At 68.1% G+C, this 16193-nt stretch carries 12 protein-coding genes; all 12 read left to right on the top strand.

Going from position 1 to position 16193, the window contains the following annotated elements; all coding sequences use genetic code 11:
• Nucleotides 1-124: 124 nt before the first annotated feature.
• Nucleotides 125-1249, top strand: coding sequence for a multiple monosaccharide ABC transporter substrate-binding protein (chvE, locus tag JWP54_RS06030; protein ID WP_297368723.1), 1125 nt, complete (start codon nt 125-127; stop codon nt 1247-1249).
• 176 nt (nt 1250-1425) lie between these two features.
• Complete coding sequence (gene mmsA, locus JWP54_RS06035; protein WP_297368767.1) at nt 1426-2934, top strand: multiple monosaccharide ABC transporter ATP-binding protein; 1509 nt, start codon at nt 1426-1428, stop codon at nt 2932-2934.
• A gap of 5 nt (nt 2935-2939) precedes the next feature.
• Entirely contained in the window at nt 2940-4157 is a 1218-nt protein-coding gene (gene mmsB / locus JWP54_RS06040; RefSeq protein WP_297368726.1) for a multiple monosaccharide ABC transporter permease, read from the top strand.
• A 60-nt stretch (nt 4158-4217) separates the two neighbouring features.
• Nucleotides 4218-5435 (top strand): ROK family protein, encoded by a 1218-nt coding sequence (locus JWP54_RS06045; protein ID WP_297368729.1) that lies wholly within the window; start codon nt 4218-4220, stop codon nt 5433-5435.
• Nucleotides 5436-5611: 176 nt separating this feature from the next.
• The gene (locus tag JWP54_RS06050; protein ID WP_297368733.1) at nt 5612-6625 is read left to right on the top strand and encodes a LacI family DNA-binding transcriptional regulator; all 1014 of its coding nucleotides are present in this window, start codon (nt 5612-5614) and stop codon (nt 6623-6625) included.
• Between the two features lie 118 nt (nt 6626-6743).
• On the top strand, nt 6744-8039 hold the full coding sequence (locus tag JWP54_RS06055; protein ID WP_297368736.1) for an extracellular solute-binding protein: 1296 nt from the start codon (nt 6744-6746) through the stop codon (nt 8037-8039).
• A gap of 84 nt (nt 8040-8123) precedes the next feature.
• A complete protein-coding gene (locus tag JWP54_RS06060) occupies nt 8124-9104 on the top strand; it encodes a carbohydrate ABC transporter permease (protein ID WP_297368739.1) in 981 nt (326 codons plus the stop codon).
• The gene (locus JWP54_RS06065) at nt 9104-10009 is read left to right on the top strand and encodes a carbohydrate ABC transporter permease (protein ID WP_297368742.1); all 906 of its coding nucleotides are present in this window, start codon (nt 9104-9106) and stop codon (nt 10007-10009) included. Before JWP54_RS06060 ends, JWP54_RS06065 begins: the two co-directional genes overlap by 1 nt.
• A complete protein-coding gene (gene yicI / locus JWP54_RS06070; RefSeq protein WP_297368745.1) occupies nt 10010-12349 on the top strand; it encodes an alpha-xylosidase in 2340 nt (779 codons plus the stop codon).
• Complete coding sequence (locus JWP54_RS06075) at nt 12346-13818, top strand: GH1 family beta-glucosidase (protein ID WP_297368748.1); 1473 nt, start codon at nt 12346-12348, stop codon at nt 13816-13818. Before yicI ends, JWP54_RS06075 begins: the two co-directional genes overlap by 4 nt.
• Before the next feature lie 116 nt (nt 13819-13934).
• Nucleotides 13935-15932 (top strand): beta-galactosidase, encoded by a 1998-nt coding sequence (locus tag JWP54_RS06080; RefSeq protein WP_297368751.1) that lies wholly within the window; start codon nt 13935-13937, stop codon nt 15930-15932.
• Nucleotides 15929-16193 (top strand): glycoside hydrolase N-terminal domain-containing protein (locus JWP54_RS06085; RefSeq protein WP_297368754.1); only part of this gene is annotated, 265 nt, incomplete at its 3' end. The genes JWP54_RS06080 and JWP54_RS06085, both read left to right, overlap by 4 nt.

The raw sequence follows: 16193 nt of genomic DNA on the forward strand, positions 1-16193 counted from the left end.
AGGTAACCCCGACCCGCGCTCACCCGATGTCGGGGGAGTGCGCGAAGCGATTTCCTCCTCTGGCAGTCCGGCGCGTGCGCAGGACTGCGGTGACTGGCAGCTCTCAGAGAGGAAAGCTCCAACAATGTCCACGACCAAGAAAATTCTCGCCCTCGCGGCAACCGGCATCTTCGCCCTGTCGCTCGCGTCCTGCTCCAGCGACGGCGGTTCGACCGGCGGCGGCGAACCGGCCGCCGGCGGAGCCGACTGCAACGTCGGCATCTCGATGCCGACCCGCTCCCTTGAGCGCTGGATCAACGACGGCGAGCAGCTCAAGGCGCTCCTCGAAGACGCCGACTGCACCGTCGACCTGCAGTACGCCGACAACAAGACCGACCAGCAGATCAGCCAGATCCAGAACCAGGTCGCCGGCGGATCGAAGATCCTCGTGGTCGCCGCCGTCGACGGCCAGGTGCTCGCACCGGTGCTCGCCGAAGCCAAGAAGCAGGACGCCACGGTCATCGCCTACGACCGCCTGATCAACGGCACCCCGGATGTCGACTACTACGCGACCTTCGACAACTACAAGGTGGGCCAGCTGCAGGGCGAGTTCATCGAGACCGAACTCGACCTGGCCAACGCGGCCGGGCCGATCTCGATCGAACCGTTCGCCGGCAGCCCCGACGACAACAACGCCAAGTTCTTCTTCTCCGGCGCCTGGGACGTGCTGCTGCCCTACGTCGAGAGCGGCGTCCTCGTCGTTCCGAGCGGCCAGTCACCCGCCTCCAACGACGACTGGGCCTCGATCGGCATCCAGGGCTGGGCCAGCGACAAGGCGCAGTCCGAGATGGACAACCGCCTGTCGTCCTTCTACACCGGCGGCGACAAGGTCGACGTGGTGCTCTCCCCGAACGACAGCCTGGCCATCGGCATCGAGGCATCGCTCAAGTCGGCCGGCTACACGCCGGGCGCTGACTACCCGCTGATCACCGGACAGGACGCCGACAAGGCCAACGTCAAGGCGATCCTCGACGGCGAGCAGTCCATGACGGTCTGGAAGGACACCCGCACGCTTGGTGAGCAGGTCTTCACCATGATCCAGGAGATCACCGCCGGCGACGAGGTCACCGTCAACGACACCGAGACCTACGACAATGGCGAGAAGGTCGTCCCGTCCTTCCTGCTCGACCCCGAGGTCGTCGTCAAGGACGACGTGCAGACCAAGCTCGTCGACTCCGGCTTCATCAAGGCAGCGGATGTGGGCCTCTAACCAGCCACACCGGGCCGGTCCGCTCCGGTAGGAAGCGGGCCGGCCTGCCCAGCCCGGCGGCGGCCGGGCACGAGCGGGGCCGCACCAGTCGGGCCGTCGCCGGGCGCCGGGGCAACCCGGCGCCCGGCGCACCCAGGAATCAGGAGAGCGCAGTGGAGCATTCGATCATCCTCAGGATGAACAACATCGAAAAGGATTTCAACGGGGTCAAGGCCCTGGACGGGGTGTCCCTCGAGGTCACCCGCGGGCAGGTGCACGGCATCTGCGGGGAGAACGGTGCGGGCAAGTCCACGCTGATGAAGGTGCTCAGCGGGGTGTACCCGGCGGGCAGCTTCGGCGGCAGCATCGAGTTCGAAGACCACGAGGTGGCCTACAAGACCATCAACGACAGCGAGCACGACGGAATCGTCATCATCCACCAGGAGCTCGCGCTGAGCCCTTACCTGTCGATCGCGGAGAACATCTTCCTCGGCAATGAGAACGCCACCCGCGGCGTGATCGACTGGAACAAGACCAACCGGGAGGCCGCCCTGCTGCTGGCCCGGGTGGGCCTGGCGGAGAACCCCGCCACCAAGATCCTCGAACTCGGCGTCGGCAAGCAGCAGCTCGTGGAGATCGCCAAGGCGCTCTCGAAGCGGGTCAAGCTGCTCATCCTCGACGAGCCCACCGCGGCCCTCAACGACGAAGACTCCACCCACCTGCTCGGCCTGATCGACCACCTCCGCGGCCAGGGCATCACCTGCATCATCATTTCCCACAAGCTCAAGGAGATCAAACGCATCGCCGACACCGTCACGGTGATCCGCGACGGCAAGACCATCGAGACGATCGACATGGCGGGTCCGGACGCCACCGAGGCGCACATCATCCGCGCCATGGTGGGCCGTGACCTGAACAACCTCTTCCCGCCGCGAGAGCCCGCCGTGGGCAAAGAGGTGCTGCGGGTGGAGAACTGGACCGTGCACCACCCGGTCGACGTGGCCCGCAAGGTCGTCGACGGCGCATCCTTCACCGTCAACGCCGGCGAGATCGTCGGTTTCGCCGGGCTCATGGGCGCCGGCCGCACCGAACTGGCGATGAGCCTGTTCGGCCACTCCTACGGCACCAACATCTCCGGCCAGGTCTACAAGGACGGCACCGAGATTCACATGCGCACCGTGGGGGAGGCGATCCAGCACGGTTTCGCGTACGCCACCGAGGACCGCAAACGCTACGGCCTCAACCTGATCGGCGACATCACCGTCAACGTGTCCGCGGCGGCACTGGCCAAGCTCGCCAAGTACGGCGTGATCGACAAGCACCGCGAGTACAAGGTCGCCGATTCCTACCGGCAGAAGATGAACATCAAGGCGCCCTCGGTCGCCTCGGTCACCGGCAAGCTCTCCGGCGGCAACCAGCAGAAGGTGGTGCTGTCGAAGTGGATCTTCTCCGGCCCCGACGTGCTGATCCTGGACGAACCCACCCGCGGCATCGACGTGGGCGCCAAGTACGAGATCTACGGGATCATCAACGAACTCGCGGCCCAGGGCAAGGCGGTCATCGTGATCTCCTCCGAGCTGCCCGAACTGATCGGCATCTGCGATCGCATCTACGCGATCTCGGAAGGAAAACTCACCGGCGAGGTCGCCAAGGCCGACGCCTCCCAGGAAACCCTCATGCACTACATGACCGCAGGAAAGGACTGAGCGCGATGACCACCACCACGCCAGCGAGCAAGGTGCCCACCGAACCCCCCGTGAGGCGCCGCATCCCGAAGCTCTCGATCAACCTCCGCCAGTACGGCATCGTCGCCGCGCTGGCCGTGATCGTCATCCTCTTCCAGTTCCTCACCGACGGCCGCCTGCTGCTGCCCGGCAACGTGAACAACCTCATCCAGCAGAACGCGTACGTGCTGATCCTGGCGATCGGCATGGTCATCGTGATCATCGCCGGCCACATCGACCTCTCCGTCGGGTCGGTCGTGGCCATGGTGGGTGCGGTCGCCGCGATCAGCATGAACGAGTGGGGACTGCCCTGGTGGGGCGCGGTGATCGTGTCGCTGCTGGTGGGCGCCCTGGTCGGCGCCTGGCAGGGCTACTGGGTGGCCTTCGTCGGCATCCCGGCGTTCATCGTCACCCTGGCGGGCATGCTCATCTTCCGCGGGCTCACCCTGGTGCTGCTCACCGGCGGCACGATCAGCGGCCTGCCGGCCGAGTTCACCGCGATCGGCGCCGGCTGGCTGCCGTCGTACCTGGGCGAACTGGGCGGGCGCGACCTGCTCACCCTGGCGCTGGGCATCCTCACCGCCGTCGCGCTGATCGTATTCCAGCTGCGCACCCGCGCCACCCTCTCCCGGCTCGACCTGCCGCGGGAGCCCGCGGCGTCGATGTGGACGAAGAACGGCATCGCCGCTGTCGCGATCGTCTGGTTCGCCTGGCTGCTCTCCGACTACAGCGGCACCCCGATCATCCTGATCGTGCTCGCCGCGCTCATCCTGATCTACAACTTCGTGCTCAACCGCACGGTGTTCGGCCGGCACGTGTACGCGATGGGCGGCAACCTGTTCGCCGCCGTGATGAGCGGCGTGAAGACCAAGTGGGTCAACTTCTACATCTTCGTGAACATGGGCGTCCTGGCCGGCCTGGCCGGGGTGGTCTCGACCGCCCGCGCCGGTGGCGCCGTCGCCTCCGCCGGGCAGAACTACGAGCTCGATGCCATCGCCGCCGTCTTCATCGGCGGAGCCGCGGTGCAGGGCGGCGTCGGCACCGTCGTGGGCGCCGTGGTCGGCGGCCTGGTGATGGGCGTGCTCAACATGGGCCTGTCCATCCTCTCGGTGGATGCCGCCTGGCAGATGACCATCAAGGGGCTGGTGCTTCTGCTGGCCGTGGCGTTTGATGTCTTCAACAAGCGGCGTGCGGGGGGACGTTAGGACGAAGCCCGCCCGACGGGTCCCGTCGGGCACCGCAGCCGAGAGGACCGTGACCCACCCGTGAGCCAAGCGCCACCCACCCTGGGTGTCCGGGGTGGCACCAGCAACGACCAGCTTCGCCGGTACAACCTGTCGATGGTGATGACGATGCTGCACCACGCGGGCGGATGCTCCCGGGCCGAGTTGACCAAGCGCACCGGGCTGAACCGGTCGACGATCGCGGCCCTGGTGGCGGAGCTCGTCGACCTGGGCATGGCGTTCGAGGCTGAGCCCGAGAGCGTGGTCGGCCGGGTCGGCCGGCCCAGCCCCCAGGTGGTGCCGAATCCCGGGCTGGCCGCGATCGCCGTGAACCCCGACATCGACGCGATCACGGTGGGGCTGGTGGGCCTGGGCGGCGAGGTGATCCGGCGCATCCGCTTCGACACGACCCGGGTGCCGACGGTGGCCGAGGCCATCAACGCGGTCAAGGCCATCGTCGACGGCATGCGCGGCGAAATCGACCAGAGCTACAGCATCGCCGGGGTGGGCGTTGCCGTGCCGGCGCTGGTGAACTCCGCCGACGGCCGGGTGCTGATCGCGCCGCACCTGGGCTGGCGGGACGCCAACCTGGCCAGAGACCTGGCCCGGGTGCTGGGCTACCCGGTGTTCGCCGGCAACGACGCCAGCCTGGGCGCCATCGCCGAGAGCATGTTCGGCGCGGCGCGTGGCATCGACGACCTGGTGTACCTCAACGGCAGCGCCAGCGGCATCGGCGGGGGCCTGATCATCGGCGGCAGCCCCCTGCGCGGCACCAGCGGCTATGCGGGGGAGCTCGGCCATACCCTGGTGAACAGTCGCGGGGTGCGCTGCCACTGCGGCCGGGTCGGGTGCCTGGAGACCGAGGTGAGCATGGCCCGGCTGCTCGCGGTGCTGAAGCTGCCCCGCGCCGATCTGGACGAGCTCGACATCGCGCTGGGCGTCTCCCGCGATCCGGCGGTGCTAACCGAGGTGCGCCGGCAGATCGAGCTGCTCTCCGAGGCGATCTCGAACTTCGTGAACATGTTCGACCCCGAGATGGTGGTGCTCGGCGGGTTCCTCGGCTCGCTGCTGTCGGTGGGCCGGGAGCAGCTGACCGCGGCGATGATCGTGCGCTCGATGAGCAGCATCGGCCACACCGTGGCCATCGAGCGGGCCAGCCTGGGGTCGCGCATCTCCCTGGTGGGCGCCGCCGAACTGGCCTTCGCCGACCTGCTCGACGACCCCGCCGGGTTCGTGCGCGGCCGCCCCGGCCGCCGCTGACCGCTTCCGTGCCCGCGACGCGCAGGTGGGCAACTCGGGAGAAAACGATTTGTCGGCAATAACCACAAACCCCTTGCGGAACCGGGAAGAGCTGATCTAAGCTCCTGGCGAGGCAGTCGAAACGTTTAGATAAATCGGCCGCCAGTCTCGTACAACCGACCGACGATGGAGTCCTGGTGGCCAACATTCACGACGTAGCACGCGTCGCCGGAGTGTCGATCAGCACGGTCTCCTACGCCCTCAGCGGCAAACGGTCCATCGCGGCATCGACCAAGCAGCGTATCGACCAGGCCGTGCTCGAACTCGACTACCGGGCCAACGCCGGCGCGCGGATGCTCAAGGGAGCCCGCACCCAAATCCTCGCGTTGAGCGCCCCGCTGCACGCCGGCACCCACGCCCCGGCCCACATGGCCTTCGTGCTGTCGGTGGTCACGGCCGCCCGCGCCTACGACTACGACGTGCTGCTGCTCACCCAGGACGAAGCCACCAGCGGCCTGCGTCGGGTGGCGCGCAGCTCCCTCGTCGACGGCATCGTGCTGCTGGACGTCTCAACCTCAGACCCGCGCACCGAACTGGTGCGGGAACTCGGACTGCCCGCGACGGTGATCGGCATCCCCGACGACACCGCCGGCCTCACCTGTGTCGACCTCGACTTCGAACAGGCCGCCCGGCTGGCCGTCCGCCGGCTGGTCGACCTCGGCCACCGCGAGATCGGCCTGATCGGCCAGGCGCCCCTGATCTACGAGCGCGGCTCGAACTTCCCGCCGCGCTTCCGCGACGCTTTCCTGGCCGAGGCCGCCCTCCTGGGCGCCACCGTGGCGTTCACCCCCGCGCCCGAGGAATCGGCCGGCGTCCGCGCCGCCGTCGACGGGCTCCTCGCCGTCCTGCCCGGCATGACCGGGCTGGCCCTGCACTGCAACGAACCCGTGCAGTCCATGGTGCTCGAGCTGCTCAGCCAGCGCGGCATCAGCGTGCCGGACGACCTGTCGGTCATCTCGGCCTGCTCCAGCTTCTCGACCGACCACCTCAACCCGCCGCTCGACGTGATCCCGCTGCCTGCTGACCAATCCTGCACTCGCGCAATCGAGCTCACGATGGCCCAGTTCGCCGGCACCGCCGAGCCCCACGTCGAGCTCATCGAGCCGACCTACGTCCAGCTCGGCTCGACCGCCGCCCGCACCTCTTCCTGACATCCCGAAAGGTCCGCTTTCAGCACGCGCATTATCGAAACGTTTCGAATCCGACAAGTTCCACTCCCGCTCCACCCCAGCCACCCACCGAACGAACCTCCTACAAGGAAGTAGAACAGTGAAGAACACCAGAAGAACCCTCGCCGGCGTCGCCATCCTCGGCGTCAGCGCCCTCCTGCTCTCCGGCTGCTCCGCCGGCGCATCCGAAAGTGACGCCAACACCCTCAAGCTCTGGCACTTCGAGAGCGAAACCAGCGCCATGGGCATCGCCTGGGACGAGGCCATCAAGGTCTTCGAAGAGGAGACCGGCGCCACCGTCGAGTTCGAAGAGAAAAGCTTCGAGCAGATCCGCTCCACGGCCAGCCAGGTGCTGAACTCCGACGAAGCCCCCGACATCCTCGAATACAACAAGGGCAACGCCACCGCCGGCCTGCTCGCCAGCCAGGGCCTGCTCACCGACCTCGACGAGGCCGTGGACGAATTCGGCTGGGACGACGCCCTCGCGCCGTCGCTGCAGACCACCGCCCGGTACGACGAAGACGGCATCATGGGCTCCGGAGCGTTCTACGGCGTGCCCAACTACGGCGAGTTCGTGGAGGTCTTCTACAACAAGGACATGTTCGCGGCAGCCGGCCTCGAGGTGCCCACCACGGTGGCCGAGCTTGAGACCGTGATGAAGGCGTTCACCGACCAGGGCATCACCCCGCTGGCCGAATCGGCCGCGGAGTACCCGCTCGGCCAGCTCTGGTACCAGCTCGCGCTCACCAAGGCCGACCGCAGCTTCGTCGACGACTACCAGCTCTACACCGGTGACGTCGACTGGAGCGGTCCGGAGCTGACCTACGCGACCGAGACCATCAAGGACTGGACCGACGCCGGCTACATCTCCACCGACGCGACCGGGTTCAAGGCAGAAGATGCCGGCACCGCCTTCATCAACGGCACCTACCCGATCTTCTTCTCGGGCTCCTGGTGGCACAACCGGTTCACCACCGAAGCCACCGGTTTCGAGTGGGGAACCTTCCTCTTCCCCGAGGCCGAGATGTCGCCCGGCTCGGCCGGCAACATGTGGGTCGTCCCCGAGAAGGCCGCCAACAAGGAGCTCGCCTACGAGTTCATCGACATCACGATGCGCCCGGAGATTCAGGCCCTGATCGGCAACAACGGCGGCATCCCCGTCGCCGCCGACACCGCTGACATCACCGATGAGAAGAGCCAGGAACTGATCGGCAACTTCAACACCCTCGCCGAGCAGGACGGCATCGCGTTCTACCCGGACTGGCCCACCGCCACGTTCTACGACGAACTGAACGCCGGCCTGCAGGAGCTCATCAACGACACCAAGTCGCCGGCCGAGGTCAACGAACAGCTCGGCGGCCAGTACCAGTCCGGCGTCGACGACATCGTCGGCTGACCCGGTTCCCTCCTGAACACCTCGCAGTAACCGGCCGGGGGCCCCACCGGGCCCCCGGCCCCCACTCGCAGAGAAGGACATCGCATGACGAAAGCATCCGTAGCCGATGCGCCCGTTGTCGCTCGCAAAACGCCCGGGCGCCTCGCCGCCCGGCAGAGCCTCATCCCGGGAAGCACCCCCCGAACCTTCTGGATCTACCTCGTGCCCGGCCTCGCGCTGCTCACGCTCATTATCGTCGTTCCGCTGATCTGGAACATCTACCTCACCTTCACCGACTACCGCGGCATCAAGCCGCCCGAATGGGTCGGCTTGGAGAACTGGGTCAAGCTCGCCGGCGACACCACCTTTTGGACCTCGTTCAGCAACTCGATCGCGATGATCGTGGCCATGGTCGTGGTGCCCACCCTGCTCGGCCTGATCCTGGCCGCCATGCTCTTCGACCTGATCGGCAAGAAGTTCGGCGGCAAGATCGCCAGCTTCCTGCGCGCCACCTACTACCTGCCGCAGATCCTGCCCGGCGTCGTCGCCGCGATCGTGATCGGGTGGATCCTGCGCCCGCAGAACGGTGCGCTCAATCAGGTGCTCGAGGGCGTGGGCCTGGGCGGACTGGCCCGGAACTGGCTCGGCAACCCCGACACCGCTCTGCCCAGCATCATGGTGATCATGATCTGGGTGCAGCTCGGCTATCCGATCGTGATCTTCATGGCCGCGCTGCAACGCGTCGACCCCGAACTCTACGAGGCCGCCGAACTGGACGGTGCCAACTGGATTCAGCGCTTCCGCGCCATCACGGTGAGCATCATCCGGCCCGAGATCTTCGTGGTCACCCTCACCTGCACCATCGCCGCCCTCAAGGTCTTCGGCCCGATCTACACCCTCACCGGCGGCGGGCCCGGCACGTCCACCATCGTGCCCGCGTACTACGCGTACAGCGAGTTCTTCCAGTCCCAGCAGGTGGGCTATGGCGCCACCATCGCCACCGCACTGACCATCGTCATCGCCATCGTCTCGGTCGTCTTCCTGATGGCCCAGACCCGGCTCGAGCGCCAGGAGGAGGAACGCTGATGTCCACCACCATCCTCGACGAGGCGGCCCAGGCCCCCATTGCTGCGGTCCGCGAGCCCCGCAAACGTCGCAGCAGCACCACCCGCAAGACCCTGGGCGACTGGATGATCCTGGTCGTCGCCATCCTGATCGGCCTGCTGATCGCGGTGCCGTTCTTCCTCATCCTGATCAACTCGTTCAAATCGCCGGCCGACTACAACGCCGCCGGCCCGCTGACGCTGCCCACCGATCTGTACTTCGACGGCATGATCAACTTCTGGCAGCGGGTGGACTTCCCGGAGAAGCTCTGGAACAGCTTCTTCATCTCCAGCGTCGTCGCCATCCTCGCCGTGCTCGTCTCGCTGCTGAACGCGTTCGCGCTCGGCATCGGCCGGGTGCGCGGGCGCACCTGGATCGTGCTGCTGATCCTGCTGGCCAACATGCTGCCGCAGGAGGTGCTGCTCTACCCGCTCTACTTCATGTTCAAGAGCGTGGGGCTGTACGACAACCAGTGGGCCGTGATCATCATCTTCGTGGTCATCCAGAGCGCCTTCGGCACCTACCTGCTGGCCAGCGTGCTCGGCACCTTCCCCAAGGAGATCCTCGAGGCCGCGTCGTTGGACGGCGCCAACAAGTGGACGATGCTCTGGCGCGTGGTGTACCCGATCACCAAGCCCACGCTCAGTGTCCTGGTGATCTTCTTCTTCATCTGGACCTGGAACGAGTTCCTCATCCCACTCACCTTCCTGGTCAGCAACGCGAGCCAGACCGTCCCGGTCTCCATCGCGGTGCTGCAGGGCGACCGGCTGATGGACGTCACCACCACGAGCGCCTCGGCGCTGCTGGGCCTGTTGCCCACCCTGATCTTCTTCCTTATTTTCCAACGCACCCTCACCAGGGGCATCACCGCAGGAGCAGTCAAGTAGATGAAATTCACCGATGGTTTCTGGCACACCCGTCCCGGCGTCACCGCCTTCTACGCGCAGGAGGCGTATGACATCGAACAGGTGGGCGCGGCCCTGCGGATCTCCGCCCCGACGAAGGTGATCGAACGCCGCGGCGACGTGCTCAACCGGGCCATGCTCACCGTCACGCTCAGCTCCCCGCTGGACGGCATCGTCAAGGTCCGCATCGACCAGCACACCGGCACCAAGGCCGGCCCCGGGTTCGACCTGGTCGGCGCCGAACCCGATGCCGGCGACATCGTCGTCGACGCCACCGGCGGCACCCTCACCGCCGGTGCGCTCACCGCACGGGTGAGCCCGGGCGCTCCGTTCAACCTCACCTTCGAGGCCGACGGCAAGACCCTCACCGAGAGCGGCCACAAGTCGATCGGGCACATGCAGCTCGCGCCAGGAGCGCCGATCTCAGCCGAACCGACCGGCGTGTCCGGCGTCACCACCACCGGGCTCGCCCCGGCGGCCAGCTACACGCACGCGCAGCTCTCGCTCGGCGTCGGCGAGCTGGTCTACGGTCTCGGCGAGCGCTTCGGCCCGTTGATCAAGAACGGCCAGACCATCGACATCTGGAACGCCGACGGCGGCACCTCCAGCGAGCAGTCCTACAAGAATGTGCCGTTCTACCTCACCAACCGCGGCTACGGTGTGCTGGTCAACCACCCCGAGCACGTCTCCTATGAGGTGGGCACCGAGGCCGTCGAGCGGGTGCAGTTCTCCGTCGCCGGCCCGGCCATCGAATACCTCGTCATCTACGGCCCCACCCCCAAGGAGGTGCTCGAGCGCTACACCCGGCTCACCGGCCGCCCCGCCCGGGTGCCGGCCTGGTCGTACGGCCTGTGGCTGTCCACCTCGTTCACCACCCAGTACGACGAGGCCACCGTCAACAGCTTCATCGACGGCATGGCCGAGCGGGACCTGCCGCTCTCCGTCTTCCACTTCGACTGCTTCTGGATGCGCGAATTCAACTGGACCGACTTCGAGTGGGACCCGCGGGTGTTCCCGGACCCCGAAGGCATGCTTGCCCGGCTGCACGAGAAGAACCTGCACGTGAGCGCCTGGATCAATCCGTACATCGCCCAGCGGGCCGGCATCTTCGCCGAGGCCGCCGCCGCCGGCTACCTGGTCAAGAAGGCCAACGGCGACGTCTGGCAGTGGGACCTCTGGCAGGCCGGCATGGCACTGGTGGACTTCACCAACCCGGGCGCGGTCACCTGGTTCCAGGATAAGCTGCGCGGCCTCTTCGCCCAGGGCGTCGACGCCATCAAGACCGACTTCGGCGAGCGCATCCCCACGGATGTGGTGTGGCACGACGGCTCCTCGCCCGCGGGAATGCACAACCTGTACGCCCAGCTCTACAACAAGGCCGTCTTCGAGGTGCTGCAGGAGCACCGCGGCGAGGGCGACGCGGTGCTGTTCGCCCGCTCCGCCACCGTCGGCGGCCAGATGCAGCCGGTGCACTGGGGCGGAGACAACTCCTCCAGCTACGAGTCGATGGCCGAGACGCTGCGCGGCGGGCTGTCCCTGGCGTTCAGCGGCTTCGGCTACTGGAGCCACGACATCGGCGGCTTCGAGGGCATGCCGGACCCGGCCGTGTTCAAGCGCTGGCTGGCGTTCGGGCTGCTGTCCAGCCACTCCCGGCTGCACGGCTCCACCAGCTACCGGGTGCCGTGGCTCTTCGACGAGGGCCGGGAAGACGCCGGGCAGAGCGCCGTGGACGTCACCCGCGTGTTCACTAAGCTGAAGCTGTCGCTGATGCCCTACCTCTACCAGGTGGGCCTGGAGGCGCACGCCGTCGGCGCCCCGTTCATGCGGCCGATGCAGCTCGAATTCCCCGACGACCCGGCCGTGGACTACCTCGACCGGCAGTACCTGCTCGGCGCCGACCTGCTCGTGGCACCGGTATTCAGCGAGTCCGGGGACGTGCAGTACTACCTGCCCGCGGGCACCTGGACGAACTACCTGACCGGCGAGGTCACCACCGGGCCGCTCTGGCGCCGGGAGACCCACGCGTTCGACAGCATCCCGCTGTGGGTGCGAGGCGGGGCGGTGCTGGCCACCGGCGCCCGCGACGACCGGCCAGACTACGACTACACCGTCCAGACCCTCATTACGGTCTACCCGGGGGAGTGCGCCGACACCCGCACGCTCGAGGTGGCCAACCCCCTGGCCGGCAGTTCCGTCACCTTCACCATCACCGTCTCCGGCGCCGACACCGTCGTGACCAGCGATTCAAATGCGCCCTTCCGGGCCCGCCTCGCCGGTGGCGACATCAGCGCCTCCTCCGACCGAAAGGCCACGCTTCGATGAGTACCGGCACCACCTCCACCTCCGCCGCGGCCGTGACCGACGGCTCGCCCGACTACCGCGATGCCGGCCTGGTGTTCCCGGAGTCGTTCCTGTTCGGCTCCGCCACCGCCAGCTACCAGATCGAGGGCGCCTTCGACGAAGACGGCCGCGGCCTCTCGATCTGGGACACCTTCAGCCACACGCCGGGCAAGGTGTGGAACGGCGACACCGGCGACGTGGCCTCCGGGCACTACCACCGGCTCGAGCAGGACCTGGACCTGATGGTCACGTTGGGACTGCAGGCGTACCGGTTCTCCATCGCCTGGTCGCGCATCCAGCCGACCGGCCGGGGCCCGGCCAACCTAAAGGGCCTGGACTTCTACGGCCGCCTGATCGACGGGCTGATCGCCCGGGGCATCCGCCCGATCGTCACCCTGTACCACTGGGACCTCCCGCAGGCCCTCGAGGACGAGGGCGGCTGGACCAACCGGGCCACCGCCTACGCCTTCGCGGACTACGCGAAGATCCTCGGAGAGGCGTTCGGTGACCGGGTCGACACCTGGACCACGCTGAACGAACCGTGGTGCTCGGCGTACCTCGGCTACGGCTCCGGCGCGCACGCGCCCGGCCGTACCGACGGCGCCGAGGCCCTCACCGCCGTGCACCACCTCAGCCTGGCGCACGGCCTGGCGATCCTGGCGCTGAAGCCGCTGGTCACCAACGACCCCGACTTCTCGATCACCCTCAACCTGCACGTCCTGCGGGGCGAGGGCGAGAGCGGGCCGGAGGCCGTGCGGCAGATCGACGCCCTGGCCAACCGGGTGTTCCTCGGCCCGCTGCTCACGGGCGCCTACCCCGCGGATGTCTTCGAGGACACCACGGGCATCACCGATTGGGCGTTCATCCTGCCCGGTGACACCGAGATCATCCACCAGCCGCTGGACGTGCTCGGGGTCAACTACTACTCCACCACGCTGGTGCGGCTCTGGGACGGCCAGACGCCGCGGCAGAACGCCGACGGGCACAAGGATGTCGGCGGCTCGCCCTGGCCCGGCGCCGACCGGGTGGAATTCCTCGCCCAGCCCGGCCCGTACACCGAAATGGGCTGGAACATCGACCCGTCCGGCCTGGAGGACCTGCTCGTCGAGCTGCACGAGAAGTTCCCCGGCCAGCCGCTGATGGTCACCGAGAACGGCGCGGCGTTCGCCGACGAGGTCGTGCAGACCGAGGACGGGCCCCGGGTGCACGACGCAGAACGCACCGATTATCTGCGTCGGCACTTCACCGCGGCGCACCGGGCGATGGCCCGCGGGGTCGACCTGCGCGGCTACCAGGTCTGGTCGCTGATGGACAACTTCGAGTGGGGCTACGGCTACTCGAAGCGGTTCGGCATCGTGCACATCGACTACGACACCCTGGTGCGCACCCCCAAGGACAGCGCCCGCTGGTACGCCCGCCTAGTGGCGACCCGAACCCTCCCGGCCGGCTGAGGCCGCCTACCCCCACGCGAGTTGCCCCGGTGCGGACGAGTTGCCCCGGTAGAGCGGGGCAACTCGTCCGGAAGTGGGCAACTCGGTGAATTGTGAAGTACAGGAACAGGAACACCTTGCACCAGGAGCAGCAGCACAGTTTTGTTTTCGGCGGGGACTACAACCCGGAGCAGTGGCCGGAGTCGGTGTGGGCGGAGGACGTGCGGCTCATGCGCGAGGCGCACGTCAACCGGGTCACCGTGGGGGTGTTCTCGTGGTCGTCGCTTGAGCCGGAGGAAGGCCGGTACGACTTCGGCTGGCTCGATACGGTGATGGACCTGATGCACGCCAACGGGATCGGGGTGGTGCTCGCCACCCCCACCGCCTCACCGCCGCCGTGGTTCACCTTCGCGCACCCCGAGGCGCTGCCGGTCACCGCGGACGGCGTGCGGCTCGTGCACGGCAGCCGGGACACCTACAACCCGGCCGCCCCGGCGTACCGGGAGGCCGCCCGGCGGATCGCCGGCGCGCTCGCGGACCGCTACGGCAGGCATCCGGCCCTCACCATGTGGCACGTGCACAACGAATACGGCACGGTGTCCTACGGCCCCGAGACCGACCGGGCGTTCCGGCTGTGGTTGGCGGACCGGTACGGCGACATCGCCGCGCTCAATGAGACCTGGAACAGTGCCTTCTGGTCGCAGAAATACTCCACCTTCGAGCACGTGCTGGCGCCCCAGGCCACCCAATACCTGCCGAACCCGGCGCACCTGCTCGACTTCAAGCGGTTCTCCGCCGACACCCTCCGCGACGCGCTGCGGGAGCAAGTCGCCATCGTGCGTGCGGCCAGCCCCGGAGTGCCGGTCACCACCAACTTCATGCTGCCCAGCTGGAACCACTACGACCAGTGGGATGTCGCGGCGGAGATCGACGAGGTATCGATCGACCATTATCCCAACGCCCGCGACATCGAGGGTGAGACCCACGTGGCCTTCGGCGCCGACCTGGCCCGCTCGTTCAACCGGGGCCGCCCGTGGGTGCTGATGGAGCAGGCCACCAGCCTGATCTACGACTATGCCGCCGCGCGCCTGTTCGCCAAGGATCCCGGCCGGCTGGCCCGCAACACCCTGCAGTACCTGGCCAGGGGAGCGACCGGCTCGCTGTTCTTCCAGTGGCGCTCGCCGCGGGTCGGTGCCGAGTTCTTCCACTCGCCGATGGTGCCGCACGCGGGGGAGGACTCCCGGGTGTTCCGTGAAATCGTCGCCCTCGGCCACACGCTCAGCGCGCTCGCCGAGATCGCCGAGCCGCCCGCCGCCGGGCGACGGGTCAACGACACCCGCGTCGCGATCGTGTGGGACTCCACCGCCTGGTGGGCCTCGGAGACGAAGGCGATGCCCTCCGACGACCTCGCCTTCCTGCCGGCGGTGCGCGCCGTGCACCGGGCGCTCTGGTGGCAGGGTATCGCCTCCGACGTGGTGCGGCTGGACCAGGACCTCTCCGGCTACGACCTGGTGCTGGTACCGAGCAAGATCGCCGCCTCCGACGCCGAAGCGGCGGCCCTGGCCGCCTTCGTCGACGCCGGCGGCCACGCCGCGATCTGGTACTTCGCCGGCAGCACCGACGAGAACCTCAGCGTGCGCCCCGGTGGGTTCAGCGGCGCGTTCGCCCCGCTGGCGGGCATCCGCGTCGAAGAGCACCACCCGCTCGCCGCCGACGAGGGCATCGAGCTCTCCGACGGGTCCCTGGCGGATGCCTGGGCCGAATACCTGCAGGCCCTCGGCGCCGAGGTGCTGGCCACGTTCACCCACCCGCCCCTGGCCGGCCGGCCGGCCATCACCCGCAACCGGCTGGGCGCCGGCACCGTGCACTACCTGGCTACCCGGCTCGATGCCGCGGCGCTGCGCGAACACCTGGCCCGCATAGCCGCCGAAGCCGGCGTCACCCCCGACCACCCGGAGGCCGGCAACGGCGTTGAGATCGTGCGGCGTTACGCGGGCGACGGCAGCTACCTCTTCGTCTTCAACCACGGCACCACCCCGCGCACCCTCGACCTCACCGGGCACGACCTGCTGCGCGATCGCACCCTCGACGGGCCCGTTGAGGTGCCGCCGGCCGGGTACCTCGTACTGCGATGACCGAACTCTGGTTCAGCGGCGACAGCACCGGCTGGCTCGACGACCTGCCGCTGGGCAACGGCCGGCTCGGCGCCATGGTCGGCGCGGCAGGGGCACGCACCACCCTGCAGGTGAACGACGGCACCTTCTGGACCGGGGGAGTGGCCGCGGATCCGGCCGCACCCGGCCCCGACCCGACCGCGACGGCCCCCGCCGAGTCGGGCACCGGTCAGCCGGCGGCGCCCGGCCAGGTGGTGGCGACGATCGCGCCCGGCACCGGCC

It is taken from the genome of Cryobacterium sp., assembly GCF_025463825.1.
GTDB lineage: Bacteria > Actinomycetota > Actinomycetes > Actinomycetales > Microbacteriaceae > Cryobacterium.